The sequence below is a fragment of the Stenotrophomonas sp. YJH_SMC_131 genome, from assembly GCF_059367975.1.
On record NZ_JCAFRJ010000002.1, the window covers coordinates 677,306 to 697,309 of the forward strand.

The 20,004-nt window shown below is 67.2% G+C and carries 20 protein-coding genes; 13 read left to right on the forward strand and 7 right to left on the reverse strand.

Annotation, left to right across the window (positions count from 1 at the left end; translation table 11 throughout):
* Window positions 1-56: 56 nt before the first annotated feature.
* Complete coding sequence (locus AC5P56_RS06915) at window positions 57-395, forward strand: hypothetical protein (protein WP_014647725.1); 339 nt, start codon at window positions 57-59, stop codon at window positions 393-395.
* Between the two features lie 57 nt (window positions 396-452).
* Window positions 453-1,088: a glutathione S-transferase family protein gene (locus AC5P56_RS06920; RefSeq protein WP_329912822.1), complete on the forward strand. Its 636-nt coding sequence runs from the start codon at window positions 453-455 to the stop codon at window positions 1,086-1,088.
* 71 nt (window positions 1,089-1,159) lie between these two features.
* On the opposite strand, the gene arsC is transcribed toward AC5P56_RS06920, so the two are convergent.
* The 3 genes from arsC to AC5P56_RS06935 all read right to left on the reverse strand — a co-directional run bounded on the left by arsC (window position 1,160) and on the right by AC5P56_RS06935 (window position 3,259).
* On the reverse strand, window positions 1,160-1,501 hold the full coding sequence (gene arsC / locus AC5P56_RS06925) for an arsenate reductase (glutaredoxin) (protein ID WP_014647723.1): 342 nt from the start codon (window positions 1,499-1,501) through the stop codon (window positions 1,160-1,162).
* Complete coding sequence (locus AC5P56_RS06930; RefSeq protein ID WP_032958894.1) at window positions 1,501-2,655, reverse strand: phospholipase A; 1,155 nt, start codon at window positions 2,653-2,655, stop codon at window positions 1,501-1,503. Before AC5P56_RS06930 ends, arsC begins: the two co-directional genes overlap by 1 nt.
* 118 nt (window positions 2,656-2,773) lie before the next feature.
* Entirely contained in the window at window positions 2,774-3,259 is a 486-nt protein-coding gene (locus AC5P56_RS06935) for a DUF456 domain-containing protein (RefSeq protein ID WP_032958895.1), read from the reverse strand.
* A gap of 235 nt (window positions 3,260-3,494) precedes the next feature.
* Between AC5P56_RS06935 and AC5P56_RS06940 the strand changes: the two genes are divergently transcribed.
* Complete coding sequence (locus AC5P56_RS06940; RefSeq protein ID WP_014647720.1) at window positions 3,495-3,704, forward strand: cold-shock protein; 210 nt, start codon at window positions 3,495-3,497, stop codon at window positions 3,702-3,704.
* 72 nt (window positions 3,705-3,776) lie between these two features.
* On the opposite strand, the gene AC5P56_RS06945 is transcribed toward AC5P56_RS06940, so the two are convergent.
* Both AC5P56_RS06945 and AC5P56_RS06950 read right to left on the reverse strand, forming a co-directional pair.
* Window positions 3,777-4,271 (reverse strand): glycine zipper 2TM domain-containing protein, encoded by a 495-nt coding sequence (locus AC5P56_RS06945; protein WP_005417545.1) that lies wholly within the window; start codon window positions 4,269-4,271, stop codon window positions 3,777-3,779.
* 136 nt (window positions 4,272-4,407) lie between these two features.
* Window positions 4,408-4,842, reverse strand: coding sequence for a cytochrome c (locus AC5P56_RS06950; protein WP_014647719.1), 435 nt, complete (start codon window positions 4,840-4,842; stop codon window positions 4,408-4,410).
* 79 nt (window positions 4,843-4,921) lie between these two features.
* Here AC5P56_RS06950 and AC5P56_RS06955 point away from each other — a divergent pair, with 79 nt between their 5' ends.
* Entirely contained in the window at window positions 4,922-5,746 is an 825-nt protein-coding gene (locus tag AC5P56_RS06955; protein WP_495231509.1) for a tRNA threonylcarbamoyladenosine dehydratase, read from the forward strand.
* A 34-nt stretch (window positions 5,747-5,780) separates the two neighbouring features.
* Here AC5P56_RS06955 and AC5P56_RS06960 read toward each other — a convergent pair whose 3' ends face one another.
* Both AC5P56_RS06960 and AC5P56_RS06965 read right to left on the reverse strand, forming a co-directional pair.
* Entirely contained in the window at window positions 5,781-6,554 is a 774-nt protein-coding gene (locus AC5P56_RS06960; RefSeq protein ID WP_046431615.1) for a TatD family hydrolase, read from the reverse strand.
* Window positions 6,551-6,766, reverse strand: a complete 216-nt coding sequence (locus AC5P56_RS06965; protein ID WP_014647716.1) for a DUF6116 family protein — start codon at window positions 6,764-6,766, stop codon at window positions 6,551-6,553. Before AC5P56_RS06965 ends, AC5P56_RS06960 begins: the two co-directional genes overlap by 4 nt.
* A 163-nt stretch (window positions 6,767-6,929) precedes the next feature.
* On the opposite strand from AC5P56_RS06965, the gene AC5P56_RS06970 reads away from it, so the two are divergent.
* From AC5P56_RS06970 to AC5P56_RS07010, 9 genes are all read left to right on the forward strand, one after another.
* Complete coding sequence (locus AC5P56_RS06970; protein ID WP_046431690.1) at window positions 6,930-7,775, forward strand: glycine zipper 2TM domain-containing protein; 846 nt, start codon at window positions 6,930-6,932, stop codon at window positions 7,773-7,775.
* A gap of 126 nt (window positions 7,776-7,901) precedes the next feature.
* The gene (locus AC5P56_RS06975; protein ID WP_053495598.1) at window positions 7,902-8,444 is read left to right on the forward strand and encodes a GNAT family N-acetyltransferase; all 543 of its coding nucleotides are present in this window, start codon (window positions 7,902-7,904) and stop codon (window positions 8,442-8,444) included.
* 176 nt (window positions 8,445-8,620) lie between these two features.
* The gene (locus AC5P56_RS06980; RefSeq protein WP_046431688.1) at window positions 8,621-9,277 is read left to right on the forward strand and encodes a glutathione S-transferase family protein; all 657 of its coding nucleotides are present in this window, start codon (window positions 8,621-8,623) and stop codon (window positions 9,275-9,277) included.
* Window positions 9,278-9,355: 78 nt separating this feature from the next.
* Window positions 9,356-11,635, forward strand: a complete 2,280-nt coding sequence (locus AC5P56_RS06985; RefSeq protein WP_046431612.1) for a thiamine pyrophosphate-dependent enzyme — start codon at window positions 9,356-9,358, stop codon at window positions 11,633-11,635.
* Window positions 11,636-11,638: 3 nt separating this feature from the next.
* Window positions 11,639-13,582: an asparagine synthase (glutamine-hydrolyzing) gene (gene asnB, locus AC5P56_RS06990; protein WP_049442440.1), complete on the forward strand. Its 1,944-nt coding sequence runs from the start codon at window positions 11,639-11,641 to the stop codon at window positions 13,580-13,582.
* Window positions 13,583-13,648: 66 nt separating this feature from the next.
* Window positions 13,649-14,209: an NADPH-dependent FMN reductase gene (locus AC5P56_RS06995; protein ID WP_014647710.1), complete on the forward strand. Its 561-nt coding sequence runs from the start codon at window positions 13,649-13,651 to the stop codon at window positions 14,207-14,209.
* 298 nt (window positions 14,210-14,507) lie between these two features.
* Window positions 14,508-15,938 carry a replicative DNA helicase gene (locus AC5P56_RS07000; RefSeq protein ID WP_014647708.1) on the forward strand — a complete coding sequence of 477 codons (1,431 nt, stop codon included), beginning with the start codon at window positions 14,508-14,510 and terminating at the stop codon, window positions 15,936-15,938.
* Window positions 15,939-16,111: 173 nt separating this feature from the next.
* Window positions 16,112-18,349 carry a TonB-dependent receptor family protein gene (locus AC5P56_RS07005; RefSeq protein WP_126411158.1) on the forward strand — a complete coding sequence of 746 codons (2,238 nt, stop codon included), beginning with the start codon at window positions 16,112-16,114 and terminating at the stop codon, window positions 18,347-18,349.
* Window positions 18,349-19,941, forward strand: a complete 1,593-nt coding sequence (locus AC5P56_RS07010; RefSeq protein WP_126411157.1) for an alkaline phosphatase D family protein — start codon at window positions 18,349-18,351, stop codon at window positions 19,939-19,941. Before AC5P56_RS07005 ends, AC5P56_RS07010 begins: the two co-directional genes overlap by 1 nt.
* The last annotated feature ends 63 nt before the right edge of the window (window positions 19,942-20,004 follow it).

The following is a 20,004-nucleotide window of genomic DNA, read 5'->3' on the forward strand; positions in this document are numbered from 1 at the left end:
CGCGCCTGTAGCCCTGGCTCTGCTACGGTTGGCACACCCTCGCACAGGACGTGTCCATGGCCCTGCATCGCTTCATCGTGGCCGGCGTGCTGCTGGCCCTGGCCGGCTGCAGCACCCCGGCGTCGTACGAAGGCGCGGATTTCCCTGCATCGGCGCAATGCCGCATGCAGTGCCAGGCCAGCTACCGCAGCTGCATGGCGCAGAATGACTCTCTCGGCAGCCGCCAGAGCAATTGCGAGCAGCGGATGGTGCCGGCGCCGGACAAGCGCTGCAAGGACGTGGACAACCCGGACCTGCGCCGTGCCTGCGAACTGAAGACGCATGACTGCACGCTGCGCGCGCCGATGATGTCCTGTGGCGAGCGCCGCGATACCTGCATGAGCAGCTGCGGCTGAGCGACGGCTCCCGCACGGGCGCATAATCGGCCGGCCCACCTGCACAGGATCCGCCGCATGAGCACCACGCTGTATGGTTCGACAAGCACCGCCGCGCTGGTGGTGCACTGGCTGCTGATCGAGCTCGACATCGAGCACGAGTTGGTGCTGCTGGATTTCGACGCGCGCGAGCACAAGTCGGCGGAGTACCTGGCACTGAATCCGGCCGGCGTGGTGCCGACGCTGCTGATCGATGGCCTGGTACTGACTGAAGCGGCGGCGATCGCCCTGTACCTGGCCGACCGCCATCCGGACGCCGGTTTGTTGCCGGCACTGGGCACGCCGCAGCGCGCCGATGCCTACCGCTGGATGTTCTGGTGTGCCAATACGTTGCAGCCGGCCTATCGCGCCTGGTTCTATCCGCACGAGGTGGCGGGCGAGGCAAACGTGGAGGCCAGTCGCGAGATGGCGCGACAGCGCCTGGAAGCGGCCTGGCAGCATGTGGCCACGCACCTGCTGGCGCATGGGCCCTACCTGCTGGGCGCCACGCCCTGCGTGGTCGACTACATGCTGGTGATGCTGATGCGCTGGTCGCGCAACATGCCCAAGCCCAGTGACACCTGGCCGTCGCTCAAGGCACATGCCACCTCGATGAAGGCGCGCCCGGCGTTCGCCGAGGCCTACCGCCGCGAAGGCATCACCGACTGGCGGTAACCAGAAAAGGGGACGGAGGGGATTAAGTCGTTTGTGCACAAACGACTTAATCCCCTCCGTCCCCTTTTCCGTTACAGGATCTCCAGCACCGTTTCCGGCGGGCGGCACAGCCGTGTGCCCTTGGGCGTGCGCACCACGGGGCGGTTGATCAGGCGCGGGTGTTCGGCCATCGCAGCCAGCAGGGTGGCATCGTCGGCATCTTCCAGCCCGAGTTCGGCGAACTGGGTCTCCTTGCTGCGCACCAGGTCGCGCGCGCTCAGGGCCGACTCGGCCAGCACCTGGCGCAGCGTGGCCGCGTCGGGTGGGGTGCCCAGGTACTCGATCACCACCGGGTCGAAGCCCGCATCGCGGATCAGCTTCAGTGCGCCGCGCGAGTTGCTGCAGGCCGGGTTGTGCCAGATCGTCACGTCCATCAGAACCACTCCAGCAGCGACACGCCCACGCCCACATAGGTGGCCTTGTGGTTGTAGTCGATCATGCTCTCGCCATAGCCGTCGAAGACCTGCACATGGCCACGCAGCAGATTGCTGATCGGAAAGCCGTAATCCAGCTGCAGTGCACCGTGGGAGCGGCTGCCGGTGCGCAGCGAATGACGCGCCATCAGCGCGACCTCATGCCCGTTGCGGTTCCAGATCAGGGTCGCGTCACCCCGGCCCATGTAATCCTCGATGTCCGGATTATTGTCTTCGCTGCGGCTTTCCGGGATGCGGTACCACGGGCGCAGCACCAGCGCCCAGTTCTCGCGATCCAGGCCGATGTTGAGCATGACCCGGTTCCAGCTGCGCGAGAGCGGATCGGCCCGTCCGTTGGACTGGTGGTTGAGGCTGATGCCGGTCATGCGCCCGCGCCAGCCACCGATCGAGTAGCCGTTGCGGAACACCATCATCACTTCGGGTTCGTAGTTGGTTTCGCGGAACGGGCGCGAATCCTCGCTGTTGTAGGCCTGCCAGCGCGAACTCTGGGTGTAGCCAGCCCAGATGTCGCCGTTGTCGCCGAACAGGTTCTCTGCGATCTTGGTCTTGAAGCTGATCTGGAACTTCAGCTCGGTACTGTCGAGTACCTGCGGGGTCGTCACGCTGTTGGCCGGGTTCGGCGAATGCGGCGTGGTGTTGCGGTCGCTGGTCCAGAACGCCGGCAGCAGGTACACCGGCTTGTAGGCACGCAGCTGGAAGGGCCCCAGCTTGGAGTCCTCGGCCAGCTCCCAGCGGCTGTCCAGCAGCGAACCGCGGCCAGCATTGGCCAGCGCGCTGTCCGGTGCCGCCGGACGGAACAGGTCGCTGACCCGCTCGCGCAGCTTTTCCTCGCCCTGGCTCACGCGCGCGGTCTGTCGTTCCTCGCGGCGCGCCTGCGCAGCCGATTCGGCGGCGGCATCGGCGGCGGCGGTGGCCTCCGGGGTATGCCCGAAGAGGCGGTCATAGCAGGCCAGGCGGGCCGCGTCGGTGGTGATCGCCGCGCAGGCGGCCGGCGAGGTGTCGGCGCTGGGCGCGAACTCCTGCGCAGCCAACGGTGCACTGGCCAGGGCAAGCGCCAGCGGCGCCAGACGGGGAAGCAGCGTGGGGAGGGTCATTGCAGCAGGCCCTTCGATGGATACGGGAATCGCACAGTGTGGCGGCTGCACCGGATCGCGGCCAGCCCCACCGTTTATGCACGGCCACGGCGTGCGCGTGGCGTGAAGGCTAGGTGGCTTAGAAGAACCAAGCGAACGCGAACAGGCCCAGCATCGCGATCACCACCGCCAGTTTCAGTGCCAGGCCGAGCAGGATGCCGAGCCAGGTCGCCAGGCCCACCTTGGTCGAGCGGCCGAGTTCGCGGGTGTGCCAGTACTCGCCGAGCAGGGCGCCGACCAGCGGTCCGGCAAACAGGCCGATGGGCATGAAGAACAGGCCGACGATGCTGCCGACGAAGGTGCCCCACAGGGCCTTGCGGCTGGCGCCGACGCGCTGCGCGCCAACTACGGTGGCGAGCACGTCCACCAACAGTGAAAGCAGGGTCAGCACGCCCAGCGCGACCAGGGTGGGCCAGCCGACGTGGGCGAAGCCGTCGGCCCAGGCCGCCAGCAGCAGCCCGATGAACACCAGCGGGATGCCCGGGAGGGCCGGCAGGATGATGCCGGCGATGCCGATCAGGACAAAAATGACCGCTAGCAGATATAAGATGAATGAGAGTCCCATGCTGTCCCGTATGGTGGCCGTTTTGGGGTTGACAGTGAAAGATTTTGCCAGTTGCTTTTTCGTTTTGGGCGGGTTAAGTTGCAGTCGCTGAGCTTGGCAAGGTCACCGTGGATCGTGGCCTGATGAAGCAAGATCTTTCCGATCCGCTGCATCGATGCACCTCGCTTCCCCCTTGCTTGTCAGCCGCCCACCGGGCGTTTCCAACAACAAGAGAGAGTCAAAGGGAGTTAGTGAGATGGCTGAGCGCGAGACCGGTACCGTAAAGTGGTTCAATGATGCGAAGGGCTTCGGCTTCATCAGCCGGCAGAATGGCGAGGACGTGTTCGTGCACTTCCGCGCCATCGAGACCCAGGGCTTCAAGAGCCTCAAGGAAGGCCAGACTGTGAGCTTCGAAGTCGTGCAGGGCCAGAAGGGCCTGCAGGCTGACAAGGTGCAGCCGGTGTAATACCCGCCGCCCGTCGGCATGAAAAAGGCCCGCGCAAGCGGGCCTTTTTCTTTGCCGTTGGCCCGGTGCAGGTCAGCGCAGGATGACCTTGCCATTGACGACGCGCACGTAGGTGTTCTCGCGGATGCCGCCGAGATCGCGCTGGTTGACCACGATGGTGCGGCCATCATCCATGCGCACGCTGATGTCATAGGTATCGCTGGTGACGTTCTTCTGGATCTGGTTGCCGGCCAGGGCACCACCGACCGCGCCTGCGGCGGCGGCGATGTTCTTGTTGCCACGGCTGCCACCGGTGTGGTCGGAGATTTCATGGCCGGCCACGGCGCCGACGATGCCGCCGAGGATCGCGCCGGTCGCGCTGGGCGCGGTGCGGCCCGAGGGCACGGTGTTGATGCGGGTGACGATGCCACAGTCAGCGCAACGGCCCTGGTTGTAGCCGCCATTGTTGCCGTAGCCGCCGTTGTTGTAGCCGTTGTTGTAACCACCGCCGCTGTAACCGGGCGAGGTGGCACAGCCAGCCAGCGCGAGGGTAGCGATGGCGCTGGCGGCGATGAGCTGGATCTTCATGGGGCGTCTCCTGGCCGTGAAGGCGGGTGGGTTGGGTGGTACTGCGTCGTGCAGCAGGGTGGACGAATCCTCTCCTTTCGAACGTGAACAACGCGCCAACCGTGTGCGTGCTGCCCGGCTGCAGGATGAATGCGGCTCAGCGGAAATCCTGGTGGCAGGCGCGGCAGTCCGCCTGCAGTGTTTCCACCAGCTGGGCGAGGGCCCTGCAGTCGCCGGGGGGTGAGGCCAGCGCCGTGTTGAGGTTGCCGCGCAGCTGGCTGGCGTGCTGCTGGAACTGCGCACTGTCCTTCAGCCCGGGAAACGCCTGGTCCAGGTCATTGGACAGCAGGCGCAGCACCTGCAGCCGCGGCACGCTGTCAGCCAGGCTGCAGCGGTTCTGCAGCTGGGCCTGCTGCAGCAGCTGTGACTGCCGCTGCATCACCTGCATCAGGCTGCCCGGGAACGGATCGCGACGCGCCTGCAGGGCGCGGCCGACCATTACCGTGGCGATCAGGCCGATCAGCAGGCCCAGGCAGAGCACGAACAGGTAGCGATGGGCGCTGGACAGGCGGCGGGGCGGGCTGGCATTCATGCGGGCACTCCGGGCGTGCAACGGTGGGTTCGACACCGGCGTACTGCGGGCGCCAGCACCTGCACGTTAAAATAGCCCGATGAACGAACAGGTCAAACAACGCTTCGCCGGCATCGAACGGCTGTACGGCGTGGGTGCACTCGAGTGCCTGCAGGGCAGCCGCGTGGCGGTGGTCGGCATGGGCGGCGTCGGCTCGTGGGTGGTGGAGGCGCTGGCCCGTTCGGCCGTCGGCCACCTGACCCTGATCGATGCCGACGATATCTGCGTGTCCAACACCAACCGGCAGCTGCCGGCGATGGAAGGCAACTACGGCCGCAACAAGGCCGAGGCGATGGCCGAGCGTTGCCGTGCGATCAATCCGGACATCGGGGTCGACGCGGTGCAGGCATTCCTGACCGTGTCCAACATGGCCGCGCTGCTGGACCGGGGGTTCGATCTGGTGATCGATGCCTGCGACAGCTTCCGGGTCAAGGTCGAGACGATCGCATGGTGCCGCCGCCGCAAGCTGCCGTTGCTGACCGTCGGTGCCGCCGGTGGCCGTACCGATCCGACCCTGGTGCGCATCCGCGATGTCTCTCGCACCGAGCACGACGCCATGCTGGCGCTGATCCGCAAGAAGCTGCGCAGCGAATTCAACTTCCCGAAGAACGCCAAGCGCTATTTCGGCGTACCGGCGGTGTATTCGCTGGAGAATGTGAAGTACCCGCAGGCCGATGGCAGCGTCTGCGGCATCCGTCCGAACCTGGGCGCCGATGCGGCGTTGAAGCTGGACTGTGGTGCCGGCCTGGGCGCGGCAACCCACATCACCGGCGCGTTCGCCTTCGCGGCGGTTGGCAAGGCGCTGGAGATGCTGCTGGAGCCGAAGAAGGTGAAGGTGGATGCGGTAGAGGCCAGCGCGGTGTGATGGATCGTGCCGGCCAGCGGCCGGCACCTACCCGTTACATTGCCGGCAGCGCGAACAATCGCCGCGCATTCTCCGTCGTGGCCTGGGCCACGGCTTCCAGCTCCATCCCGCGCAGTGCGGCCACGTGCCGGGCAATGGTCGCCAGCCGCGCTGGCTCGTTGCGCTGGCCGCGGATGCCGGCGTCGGGCTGGTCGGGCGCGTCGGTTTCCAGCAGCAGCTGTTCCAGCGGCATCTCGCGCACCAGCCGCTGCAGCCGTTGCGCGCGATCGTAGGTCAGTGGGCCACCGAGGCCGAGCAGGAAGCCCTGCCTGTGCAGTTGCGCGGCCTGTTCCGGGCTGCCGGAAAAGCTGTGCACCACGCCGCGCAGGCCGCCGACGCGGCGGATGGCGGCGATCACCGCATCCACCGCGCGTCGCGCGTGCACGATCACCGGCAACTCGAATTCGCGGGCCAGTTCCAGCTGGCCGATGAAATACGCCTGCTGGGCGTCGGCGTCCAGCCCTTCGACAAAGAAGTCCAGGCCGCATTCGCCGATCGCACAGGGGCGTTCGCGCTCGATCCACTCGCGCAGCAGTGGCAGGTGCCCGGGCTGGTGATCGGCCAGGAACATCGGATGCAGGCCGTAGGCCGGGTACAGCCCCGGCGCCTGCTGGCAGACCTCACGCAGCTTCGGCCAGCTGGCCGCGGTCACCGCCGGTACCACCTGCTGGCGCACCCCCGCGGCCTGCGCACGCTCGATCACCGCAGCGCGGTCACGGTCGAACCCGCTGGCATCCAGATGGCAGTGGCTGTCAACCAGGATGCTCAACGCTGTTCCAGCGGCGGAGGTGTTGCGGCGTTGCGGCTCTTCCAGTTGGCCAGCAGCAGCGTGCCGAAGCCCAGCACCAGCTCATCGACGAACGGGATCGGGTCCGGGATGAACAAGGTCAGCACGAACAGGCCGGCGGTGAGCTTGAACAGGGTGGGGTAGCGCAGCCGGCGGGCCCATTGCAGTACCGGCAGCAGCATCGGGTTGGCCATGGCGGGAAGCCTCGTGGGGAATATGCAAACGCTACCACGGGCCCAGCATTTCCCGATGCTGAATGGGTTATCGGAATGAGCAGGAAATGTGGAGATTCCGTTCAGGCAGCGCATGCTGCAATCTGCCCCGAGAACGTTGCGGATGGTCCGCAAGGAGCAGGTCATGAAAAGCACAACTACAACTGTCCTGGTCGCAGCGGGCGCGCTGCTGGTCGGTGGCATCGCCACCGCCGCCTTCATGAAGAGTGGTGACAAGTCGCCCGATTCCATCAGCGCCGGAACCCCCAATGGTGAATCGCGCCTCGTTGAAGGTAACGCTTCTGACGACGGCGCACGTGGTGACAAGCTGGACCCGTCCGCGCCGCGCGGGCTTGAATATGCCGATGTGCTGAAGGTTGACCCGATCACCGAGAAGCAGAAGGCCTACGCCACTGTGATCGGCACCGATCCAGTGCGCGAGACCTCCACCACCCAGACCCCGCACGAGGTCTGCCAGGACGTGACGGTGCAGGAACGCCTGCCGGAACGTGATGGCAACGTCGGCGGCACCGTGGTCGGCGCTGTGGTCGGTGGCCTGCTCGGCAACCAGGTCGGTGGCGGCAACGGCAAGAAGGCCGCGACCGCCGCCGGTGCCGTGGCCGGCGGCTTCATCGGCAACCAGATCGACAAGCGCCATGTGGGTGGCCGCGTGGTCAACCGCACCGAGCGCCAGTGCCACACCGAGACCGCCACCTCCGAGTCGAGCCGCGTCACCGGCTACAACGTGACCTATCGCAATGAGGATGGCACCACCGGCACCATGCGCATGGCCAGCAAGCCGGGCAACCGCATTGCCATGGGTACCAACGACGTGGTGAAGGGTTACAACGTGACCTACCGCTATGACGGCGCGGAGAAGACCGTGCGCATGGACAACAAGCCGGCCAGCGATCGCCTGCCGGTGGTCGATGGCCAGCTGGTCACGCAGACCGCTGCCGCCGGTGCCACTGCCGCAGCCACGCGCCAGTAATCCCGGCGCAGCATGCAGTACCTGACGGGCCGGCTCATGCCGGCCCGTTTCATTGCGACCGGCGATATTCATCCGCGCAGGGAAGCCATCCTCCATCATGGGTGCCCCCTTCGACATGGAGCCGGCATGAGCATCTTCGACCTGCGCATCGAAACCGAGCGGCTGATCCTGCGCCCGCTGCTTCGCGAGGACTACGAGCCGTACCTGGCGTTCTGCGCCGACGAGGCCACGATGCGTACCCTGGGCGGCGTGCAGCCACCCTCGGTGGCCTGGCGCGGTTTCTGCAGCCTGGCTGGCGCCTGGCAGCTGTTCGGCTTCTCGATGTTCAGCGTGATCGAGAAATCCAGCGGCGACTGGATCGGGCGGATGGGACCGTGGCAGCCGCAGGACTGGCCGGGTACCGAGGTTGGTTGGGGCATCCGTCATGCCAGCTGGGGCCGGGGCTATGCGCCGGAGGCGGCGGTCGCGGCGATCGACTGGGCGTTCGATACGCTGGGATGGGCTGAGGTGATCCACACGATCGCCGAGGACAACGACAACTCGCGGGCCGTGGCACGCAAGCTGGGAAGCACCCTGCTGCGCATGGGGGAGTTGCCAGCGCCATACAACGACAAGCCCATGCAGATCTGGGGCCAGTCGCGCGAACAGTGGCGGCAACGCGCGCGCTGAGCGTGGCTTGGTAGTGCCGGCCGCTGGCCGGCAATCGCTTGGATCCAGCTGCATCGAGGATGCCGGCCAGCGGCCGGCACTACCGTGTAGTCATGCTGCACCCGCGCTTGGCATTCACTGGCGTGCTTGCCAGACTGCACGCAGCCGGCCGCCGGCCGGATCCGAGGGAGCAGGCAATGGTGGAAGAGCGCGTCCCGTTGACGGTGCACGGCATGTCGGTGTCAGGCAATTGCCACAAGGTCCGCCTGCTGCTGGAGCAGCTCGGCAGCCGCTACCGCTGGGTGGAAGTGGACAGTGCCCACGGCCAGACCCACACCCCTGAGTTCCTCGCGCTCAATCCCAATGCCAAGGTGCCGTTGATCGTCCGCGACGATGGCCGCGTGCTGACCGAGTCCAATGCGATCCTTTTCTGGCTGGCCGAAGGCACGCCCTACCTGCCCACCGATGGCTGGGAGCGCGCGCAGGCACTGAGCTGGATGTTCTTCGAGCAGTACACGCACGAGCCGTGCGTAGCGGTCGCGCGCTTCATCCGCGGCTGGACCCCGCCTGGGTCGCCGCGCCGCGCCGAACTGCCACGCCTGCACGAGCGCGCCGCCGCTGCACTGGCGGTGATGGAGCAGCACCTGCGTGATGCGCAATGGTTCACCGGCAGTGGGTACGGCATCGCCGACATCGCGCTGTTCGCCTACACCGACGTCGCAGGCGAGGGTGGAATCAGCCTGCAGCCGTTCCCGGAAGTTCGCGCCTGGTTGCAGCGCGTGCGCGGGCAGCCGCGCTTCCTGCCGATGCCGGCGGTGACCGCCGAGGTGCGCGCCCGCTTCGAGGCCGCATGACTCTCACCAAGGTGATCCCCACAGGGTAGCGCCTGGCCAACCCCGGGCGGAATGCAACAACGACACGGAGGGTGTTCGATGTTCGCTGTGGTTCCAGATCCGATTCCCGCACGCATGCGCGTGCTCAACCGCGCCGACGTGTGCGACGCCAATTTCCTCGACGCGGTGCGTGGCTGGCGCGGTACCCCGCGCCCGCGCCCGGCGCCGGATGCGCCGATCCTGCCGGGCAGCACGCTTACCGCCGCCGCGTTTGGCGAGCTGTTCGATTCGCAACTGGCCAGCCGCCAGCTGGACCTGATGGCGCGCGTGCTGCGCGTGCAGAACAAGGTTTTCTACACCATCGGTTCATCCGGCCACGAAGGCAATGCGCTGCTGGCGCGGGCCTGCCGGCATACGGATCCAGCATTCCTGCACTATCGCTCCGGTGCCTTCATGGCCGAGCGCTCACGCCAGGTGCCGGGGATCGACCCGCTGCGCGATGCCGCGCTGTCCTTTGCTGCCAGCGCCGATGACCCGGCCAGCGGTGGGCGGCACAAGGTGTGGGGCAGCAAACCGTTGTGGGTGCTGCCGCAGACCTCGACCATCGCCTCGCATCTTCCGAAAGCGCTGGGCACCGCGCTGGCCCTCGAAAGCGGCAAGCGGCTGGGCCACGAACTGCCCATTCCGGCCGACAGCATCGTACTGTGCTCGTTCGGCGACGCCTCGGCCAACCATGCCACCGCGCAGACCGCGTTCAACACCGCGATGTGGTCGGCCTACCAGAAGCTGCCGGCACCGGTCCTGTTCGTCTGCGAGGACAATGGCCTGGGCATCTCGGTGAAAACGCCTGAAGGCTGGATCGCCGAACGCTTCAGCGGTCAGCCCGGGCTGGACTATTTCTACGCCGATGGCCTCGACCTGGCCACCGGCCATGCGCAGGTGCAGGCGGCGGTGGAGCACTGCCGGCGTACGCGGCGGCCGACCTTCCTGCATCTGCGCACCACGCGCCTGATGGGGCACGCCGGCACCGACTTCGAGGTGGAATGGCGCGCGTTGCCGGAGCTGTGCGCGGCCGAGGCGCAGGATCCGCTGCTGCGCTCGGCACAGATCGCGATGGAATCGGGCTGGATGGATGCGGCCGCCATCGAGGTGGCCTACGAGACGATGCGCGCGCGCTGCATGGCCGCCGCCGCCGATGCCGAAGGACGGCCGAAGCTGCAGTCGCTGCGGGAAGTGATGGAGCCGCTTGCGCCCTATACGCCGGCTGCGGTGCAGGCCGAAGCACGGCGCGAGGTGCCCGCCGGAACGCGTGAAGCGCTGTATGGCGGTGCGGAGGCGTTGCCCGAACGGCAGGCGCCACGCCACCTCGCGATCCAGATCAACCATGCCCTGCAGGAACTGCTGGCGAAGTATCCGCAGAGCCTGCTGTTCGGTGAGGACGTCGCACAGAAGGGCGGTGTCTACACCGTCACCAAGGATCTGCTGCGCCGCTTCGGCCCACGCCGGGTGTTCAACACCCTGCTGGACGAGACCATGATCCTGGGCATGGCTCAGGGCCTGGCCAACCTGGGCATGCTGCCGATTCCGGAGATCCAGTACCTGGCCTATCTGCACAACGCCATCGACCAGGTGCGCGGCGAAGCGTGTTCGCTGCAGTTCTTCTCCAACGACCAGTACCGCAACCCGATGCTGGTGCGGGTGGCCGGGCTGGGGTACCAGAAGGGCTTCGGTGGCCACTTCCACAACGACAACTCGATCACCGCGTTGCGCGACATCCCGGGGCTGGTGGTGGGCTGCCCGTCGCGTGGCGACGATGCGGTGATGATGCTGCGCACGCTGGCCGCACTGGCGCGGGTGGATGGGCGCGTGGCGGTGTTCCTGGAGCCGATCGCGTTGTACATGAGCAAGGACCTGCACGAAGCCGGCGATGGCCAGTGGCTGTTCGACTTCCCCGCACAGGGCCAGTCGCTGGTGCCGGGGGAGGGCCGGGTCTATGCGCCGGAGGCCGGCGATCTGGTGATCTATACCTATGGCAACGGCGTGCCGATGGCATTGCGCGCATCGCGGGCGATCGAGCAGCAGCTGGGCTGGCAGGTGCGGGTGGTCGACCTGCGCTGGCTGGTACCGCTGGACGCCGGTTTCATCGCTGCCCAGGCCGCCAGCGCACGGCGGGTGCTGGTGCTGGATGAAGGCCGCCACAGCGGCGGGGTGGGCGAGGGCGTGGTCACCGCGCTGGTCGAGGCCGGGTTCGGCCATCTGCCGTTGCGCCGGGTCTGCGGTGCCGACACCTACACGCCACTGGCGGGGGCAGCAATGTTCGGGCTTCCAAGCGACAATGCGGTGATTGGCGCCGCCCTCGACCTGGCGCAGGAACCCTGATGCATGTGTGGATTGGCGGGAATGTTGTTGCCGGCGCCGGTGGCGTCGGCCGAGGCGCTGCAGGCGCAGGCCCTGGCCATGGGCCTGGCGCTGCACCACCGCGGGCCCGATGATGGCGGCAGCTGGGTCGATGCCGAGGCGGGCATCGCGCTGGCGCATCGCCGCCTGAGCATCCTCGACCTGTCCCCGCTGGGCCACCAGCCGATGGCCTCGGCCGACGGCCGCTACGTGATGGCCTACAACGGCGAGGTCTACAACTTCGCCGCCCTGCGCGAGGAACTGGAGCCGCTGGGGCATGCCTTCCGCGGCCATTCCGACACCGAAGTACTGCTGGCGGCGATCCTGCAATGGGGCGTGGAAGACACCCTGCAGCGCTGCAACGGCATGTTCGCCATCGCGCTGTGGGACCGCCAGGAGCGTTGCCTGTGGCTGGCCCGCGATCGCGTCGGCAAGAAGCCGCTGTACTACGGCTGGGCCGGCGACACGCTGGTGTTCGGTTCGGAACTGAAGGCGCTCTGGCAGCACCCGGCGTTCGACAACGACATCGACCGCGATGCGCTCACCTTGCTGCTGCGGCTGGATTACATCCCGGCGCCGCACAGCATCCACCAGCGCTGCTACAAGCTGATGCCGGGCCGGGTGTTGCGCCTGGACGCGGCGGCCGTCGCTGCCGGCGCATCCGCGCATCGTCCGGAACAGGCACAGCGGCCGTACTGGGATGCGCGCGCGCGCATGCAGGCGGCGCTGGCCGCACCCTTCCAGGGCCGCATCGAGGACGCCGAGGAACAGCTGGACACGCTGCTGCGCGACGCGGTGGCGCTACGCATGGTGGCCGACGTGCCGGTCGGCGTATTCCTGTCTGGTGGCACCGATTCCTCACTGGTGGCGTCGCTGATGCAGGCCCAGAGCGGGCAGCCGGTGCACAGCTTCAGCATCGGCTTCACCGATTCGGGACATGACGAGGCGCCGCTGGCCCGGGAGCTGGCGGCCCACCTGGGCTGTGACCATACCGAGTTGTACGTCAGCGGCGCCGACGCGCTGGCGGTGGTGCCGCAGTTGCCGGCGATGTTCGATGAGCCTTTTGCCGACGCGTCGCAGGTGCCGACCGCGCTGGTCGCCCGGCTGGCGCGGCAGGGCGTGACCGTGGCGCTGTCTGGTGACGGTGGCGATGAGCTGTTCTTCGGCTATACCCGGTATGTACGCGCGCTGCGCAACTGGCAGATGCTCGGCCGCGTGCCGGGGCCGCTGCGGCGCTGGATGGGCGCGCGTGCGCAGCAGCAGGGCGAAGCCTCGCGCACCGGCGGCCTGGCCGCGCTGCTGGCCGAGACCGGTGCGCGTGGCATCGGCGACGTCTACCGCAACCGCATCTCGCGCTGGCGCGACCCGGCCGCGGCGGTGACCGGCGCGCGGGCCGCCGGCAGCTTCTACGACCTGGCCGATCCGCTGCACGGCGCGGGTACGCCGGCCGACGCGATGATGCTGGCCGATTTCGTGACCTACCTGCCGGACGATCTGTTGTGCAAGGTCGACCGCACCTCGATGGCGGTCAGCCTGGAGGCGCGCGCACCGCTGCTGGACTGGCGGGTGGCCGAGTTCGCCTGGTCGCTGCCGTTGGGCTTCAAGCGCAGCGAGACCACCAGCAAGGTGCTGCTCAAGCGCGTGCTGGGCCGTTACGTGCCGCATTCGATGGTGCACCGTCCCAAGCGCGGTTTCGGCGCGCCGGTCAGTGACTGGCTGAAAGGCGACCTGCGGCCCTGGGCCGAGGACCTGCTGCAGCCGGCGCGGCTGGAGCGTGAGGGCGTGCTGTCGGCGGCGGCGGTGCAGCCGCTGTGGCAGCAGTTCCTGGGAGGGCAGCGCAAGTGGCATACCCATCTGTGGAACGTGCTGATGTTCCAGGCCTGGCAGGCGCATTGGCGGCAGGTGCGCGCAGGCATTGTGGGCGGCTGATCTTCACCGGCCTGCACGGGCCCGGCGACTAGGCTGGGCCTCCCGCACCATGAGGAGTATGTCCCGATGTCCGTCCCCACCATCGCCGTGTTCGTCGGCAGCCTGCGCAAGGACTCGTGCAACCGCAAGCTGGCCCATGCGCTGGAGAAGATCGCCGGTGATCGCGCACGCTTCCAGTACGTGCAGATCGGCGACCTGCCGTTGTATGACCAGGACTTCGACGCGCAGTACCCGGCGCAGGGTACCCGGCTGAAGGACCAGGTGCGCGCCGCCGACGCGGTGCTGTTCGTCACCCCCGAATACAACCGGTCGGTGCCGGGCGTGCTCAAGAACGCCATCGATATCGGCTCGCGTCCCTACGGTGACAGTGCGTTTGCCGGCAAGCCGGCGGCGGTGATCGGCGCCTCCATCGGGCAGATCGGTACCGCCGTGGCCCAGCAGCACCTGCGCAACACCCTGGCCTTCCTGGACATGCATGTGCTTGGGCAGCCCGAGGCGTTCATCCACTTCAAGGAGGGCCTGATCGATGCCGACGGCACGATCCACAACGAGGGCACGCAGAAGTTCCTGCAGGGCTACGTGGACCGGTTCCTGGCGCTGATCGCGGTGCACGTCAAGGGCGATTGACGCCTGCGGGGTCGGAGTTCCCTGCGTCGCAGAGGGATCCGACCCCAACCACGCCCCGGGGTCGGATCCTGACGCGCAGCGACGGGCTCCGACCCGTGGCGCCTGATCTGCGATAATGCTCCGCTCGGGTGCCGCAATGGCGCCTGTCGCAGGCAGTGCGACGCCCCCACGCCAGTCTGGCCAGGCGCCGGCGGATATCCCCCGTTTCTCCACGGCTTATCCACAGGCTTGTCCATGGTCGCCGGGGTCGGCGCATGCCTACACTCGTCTGGCCCACTTTTGCAGGAAACACCGCAGCATGTCCGCTCGTCCCGGCTTCCGTTCCAACCGCAGAGAGCGCGGTGATGGCTTCGATCGCGATCGCGACGAGTCGCGCATCGACCAGTTGCGGGTACCGCCGCATTCGGTGGAAGCCGAGCAGGCGGTGCTGGGGGGGCTGATGCTGGCGCCCGAAGCGTATGACCGGGTCAATGACCAGCTGACCGAAGGCGACTTCTACCGTCGCGACCACCAGATGATCTATCGGGCGATCCGCGAGCTCTCCGAGCGCGAGCGTCCGTTCGATGCGGTGACCCTGGGCGAGTGGTTCGAGTCGCAGGGCAAGATGGAACTGGTGGGCGACGGCGCCTACCTGATCGAACTGGCCAGTACCACGCCGTCGGCTGCCAACATCGTGGCCTACGCCGAGATCGTGCGTGACAAGGCAGTGTTGCGCCAGCTGATCCAGGTGGGCACCGACATCGTCAACGACGGTTTCCAGCCCGAAGGCCGCGACAGCAGCGAGCTGCTGGCCTCGGCGGAAAAGAGCGTGTTCGCCATTGCCGAACAGGGCGCACGTGGTCGCACCGATTTCGTGGCCATGCCCGGTGCGCTGAAGGATGCATTCGAGGAGCTGCGCAACCGCTTCGAGAACGGCGGCAACATCACCGGCCTGCCGACCGGGTACACCGATTTCGATGCGATGACCGCCGGCCTGCAGCCGACCGATCTGATCATCCTCGCGGCGCGCCCGGCCATGGGCAAGACCACCTTCGCGCTGAACATCGCCGAGTACGCGGCGATCAAGTCGAAGAAGGGCGTGGCGGTGTTCTCGATGGAAATGTCGGCATCGCAGCTGGCGATGCGCCTGATTTCCTCCAATGGCCGCATCAACGCGCAGCGCCTGCGTACCGGCCAGCTGGAAGACGAGGACTGGAGCCGCGTCACCAGCGCGATCAAGATGCTGAAGGAAACCAAGATCTTCATCGACGATACGCCGGGCGTGTCGCCGGAAGTGCTGCGCTCCAAGTGCCGCCGCCTCAAGCGCGAGCATGACCTCGGCCTGATCGTGATCGACTACCTGCAGCTGATGAGCGTGCCCGGCAACAGCGAAAACCGCGCGACCGAAATCTCGGAGATCTCGCGTTCGTTGAAGGGCCTGGCCAAGGAATTGAATGTGCCGGTGATCGCGCTGTCACAGCTCAACCGCTCGCTGGAAACGCGTACCGACAAGCGCCCGGTGATGGCCGACCTTCGCGAGTCGGGCGCAATCGAGCAGGACGCGGACATGATCGTGTTCATCTACCGCGACGACTACTACAACAAGGAAAACTCGCCGGACAAGGGCCTGGCCGAGATCATCATCGGCAAGCACCGTGGTGGCCCGACCGGCTCGTGCAAGCTGAAGTTCTTCGGCGAGTACACCCGCTTCGACAACCTGGCCCACGATTCGGTCGGCTCGTTCGAATAACGGCCATGCCGGCCGCTGGCCGGCAATCGCCTTCCGGACGGTAAACCATTCGGAACGCAAGGATTCCGCATGTGGCGTGTAAATGACATGTAACGCGCCGCTTCTACGATTCCGCCGCTGCTGCTCTTCGACGCCGCCCTTCGGCGTCCAGCGTGCCCAAGGAATCCGCCTCCATGTCGTCCCACGCTCCGCTTCGCCGCAATCTGCTGGCCCTGCTGGTCTGTGCTTCGCTGCCGTCGCTCGCTGCCGCTGAAACCGCCCCCGACGCACCGTCGGCGACCACCCTCGATTCGATCTCGGTGATCGGCCGTGGCGAAGCCCGCCAGGTGCAGCGCGTGACCGCCGAGGACATGAAGATCCTGCCGCCCGGTGCGAACCCACTGAAGCTGCTGGCCAGCAAGCCGGGCGTTCACTTCGAGTCGGCCGATGCCACCGGCGCCTACGAATGGTCCACCACCATCAGCCTGCGTGGCTTCAACCAGAGCCGCCTGGGCTACACGCTCGATGGCATCCCGCTGGGCAACATGGCCTATGGCAACAGCAACGGCCTGCACATCAGCCGTGCCGTGATCAGCGAGAACCTGGGCGGAGCCGAAGTGTCCACCGGCATCGGCGCGCTGGGTACGCCGTCCACCAGCAACCTCGGTGGCGTGTTCCAGTTCTATTCGATCGATCCGTCCACCGAGTACGGCGTGGTGCTGGCGCAGGGCTTCGGCAGCGACAGCGCGCGGCGCAGCTATGCGCGCCTGGAGACGGGTGAGCACCAGGGCTTTGCGGCCTATCTGTCCGGCGTGTACTCCGAAGGCGACAAGTGGAAGGGCAAGGGCTCGCAGGAGCTGAAACAGTTCAACGGCAAGGCCACCTACAATTTCGGAACGGACAGCAGGATCACCGCGCTGTTCAACGCCTCGCGCCGCGTCGAGGCGGACTACCAGGACCTGTCGCTGGAGATGATCGATCGCCTTGGCTGGGACTGGGACAACTACGCGCCGGACTGGGATCGTGCCGTCGCCGCCGCGCGCGGCAGGTTCACGGGCGGCGTCAACAGCCCCTGGGATGCGTACTACTCCGGCCACGGCCTGCGCAACGATGACCTGTCCAGCATCGCCGGCGATTTCGGCCTGAACGAGTCGATGCGGCTGAAGGTCAACGTCTACAACCACAGCAACCGTGGCCAGGGCCACTGGTTCAGCCCGTCCAATCCGTCCAACCCGGGCACCGGTCGCGAGATTCCGATCTCGATCCGCACCACCGAGTACGCGATCGACCGTACCGGCGTGACCTCGGCGTTCACCTGGAACGTCGGTGGCCACGACCTGGAAGCCGGCCTCTGGTACGAGGACAACGGCCACAGCGTGCAGCGCAACTTCTACTACATCGACGGCCCGGTCACCGATGACTTCTTCCTGCGCAACCCGGACCAGCGCGTGTGGCACCAGCGCTACACCACCATTACCCGCCAGTTCTACGTGCAGGACCGCTTCCGCCTGTTCGATGACCGGCTGACCATCGACATCGGTGCGAAGTCGCCGCACACCCGCACCCGCGTGCGCACGCCACTGGGCAGCTATGCCAACAACAGCAGCCTGACTTCGAAGAAGGGCCTGCTGCCTCAGGCGGGTTTCAACTTCAAGCTCAACGAAGGCAACGAGATCTTCGGTTCGTTCGCCAGGAACATCGCCGCCTACGCGTTGGGCGTGGGCAGCCCGTTCAACGTGCCGCAGGCGGCGTTCGATGCCAGCGCGCAGGACCTGAAGCCGGAACAGTCACGCACCCTGGAACTGGGCTGGCGCGGCTACGGGAAGGGCTATGAAGCCTCGGTTGCGGTGTACGACGTCAAGTTCGACAACCGCCTGCTGGCGATCGCCCAGTGCGTGGGCATCCTCGGCTGCCCGGCGCTGTTCTCCAACGTAGGTTCGGTGACCAGCCGCGGCGCCGAGGCGACACTGCAGCTGAAGCCGATGCAGGACCTGGCCTGGTCCAACGCGCTGTCCTGGAATGACAGCACCTACGACAACGACTACGTGAACAATGGCGTGGTGCCGACCCGCGGCAAGAAGACCGTCGACACCCCCGAATGGATGTTCGCCAGCACCCTGGCCTGGACCCCGGGCCCCTGGGACATGCGCCTGTCGGCCAACCACGTCGGCAAGCGCTACGTGACCTATACCAACGACGCGTCGGTGCCGAGCTACTGGCTGGTCAATGCCTCCGTGGCCTATGACTTCGGCGCGCTGGGCCCGGCGCAGAACCTGACCATGTCGCTGAACCTGACCAACCTGACGGACAAGCGCTACCTGTCCTCGATCAACACCAACGGCACCTACGCCGCCGACCCGACCCGCAGCCTGGCGACCATGCAGGTCGGCGCGCCGCGCCAGATGATGGCCACCGCCACCGTGCGCTTCTGATGCGCGGGCCTGTGGATCCGGAACGCCGTCGTCGCCTGCTGCGCATGGCGTGGCAGGGCACGGGGGCGGCGATCGCGCTGGCGGCGATGCCGGGGCTGGCCACGGCCGGCCCACGGCCGCGGCTGGGGCGTGATCCGTTCACCCTTGGTGTCGCCGCCGGTGATCCGGATCCACAGGGGGCCGTGTTGTGGACGCGGCTGGCGCCGGACCCGCTCAACGGCGGCGGCATGCCGTCGCGGGCGGTGCCGGTGCGCTGGTTCGTGGCCGAAGACGCCGGCATGCGCCGGCTGGTACAGCGGGGTACTGCAGCCGCGGTGCCGGAGCTGGCCCATTCGGTGCACGTGGAGGTCAATGGCCTGCGCCCGGGCCGCGACTACTACTACCGCTTCGCCTGCGATGGCGATGAGGAAAGCGCGGTCGGCCACTTCCGCACCGCGTCGCTACCGGACACGCAGCTGCAGCAGCTGCGGCTGGCCCTGTGCACCTGCCAGGCCTGGAACAGTGGCTACTATCCGGTGCTGCGCGATATCGCACGGAGCGATGTCGACCTCGTGCTGCATGCCGGCGACTACCTGTATGAATACAGCCCGCTGCAGAACGTGCGTGGCACCATGCTGGACGCGGCGCGTTTCAGTGGCGAGACGGTGAGCCTGGAGCGCTACCGTGACCAGTACGCGCTGTACAAGCTCGACCCAGATCTGCAGGCGGCCCATGCCGCACACGCCTTCGCGGTGATCTGGGACGATCACGAGGTGCAGAACGACTACTCGGGCATCCATCCGGAGAAGCCCAGCGTGTCGATCGAGGACTTCATCGTTCGCCGCGCGGCGGCCTACCGCGCGTTCTACGAACACCTGCCGATGCGCAGCACGCCTGCGGGCAATGGCGGCCTGCGCGTGCACCGGCGCCTGCGTTACGGCGATCTGGCACAGCTGACCCTGCTCGACTGCCGCCAGTTCCGCCCGGCCAATCCCTGCGGTGTGGGCGAGTCACCGCGCTGCGAAGCGGCGCTGGATCCGCGCATGAGCATGCTCGGCACGGGGCAGGAAGCGTGGTTCACGCAGTCGATGGCCGCCGCGCAGGGCACGCGCTGGAACGTGGTGGTGCAGCAGCTGCTGATGTCGCAGCTGCGGCTGGACGGCGGCACGCCACGCGAGCGCTTCTGGAACGACGCCTGGGATGGCTATCCCGCCGCACGCAGGCGTCTGCTGCAGGCGATGCAGGCGGGCGGGCAGGGCAATGCCATCGTGCTGGGCGGCGACTGGCATTCCACCTTCGTCAATGACCTGAAGCTGGATTTCGACGCGGCCAGCGCGCCGGTCGTGGCCACCGAATTCATCGCCCCGGCGATCAGCAGTGGCGGCGACGACACGCCGTACGGGCCGTACTACGGGCCATCGATTCCGCAGAATCCGCATATCCGCTATTTCGACGGCGACCGCCGCGGCTGGTGGGAGCTGCAGCTGAACCGGCAGACCGTGGACGCCGAGCTCCGCTTCGCCGACAGCGTGCTGCGCCCGGATGCCGCAGTGCGTACCGCGGCGCGATTCCAAGTGACCCATGGCCGCCCGGGCGCGGTGCAGCTCCTGTAGAGCCGAGCCCACGCTCGGCTGTCGCGCGCAGCGCGGGTTTTCTGTGATCGCAACGAAGAGCAG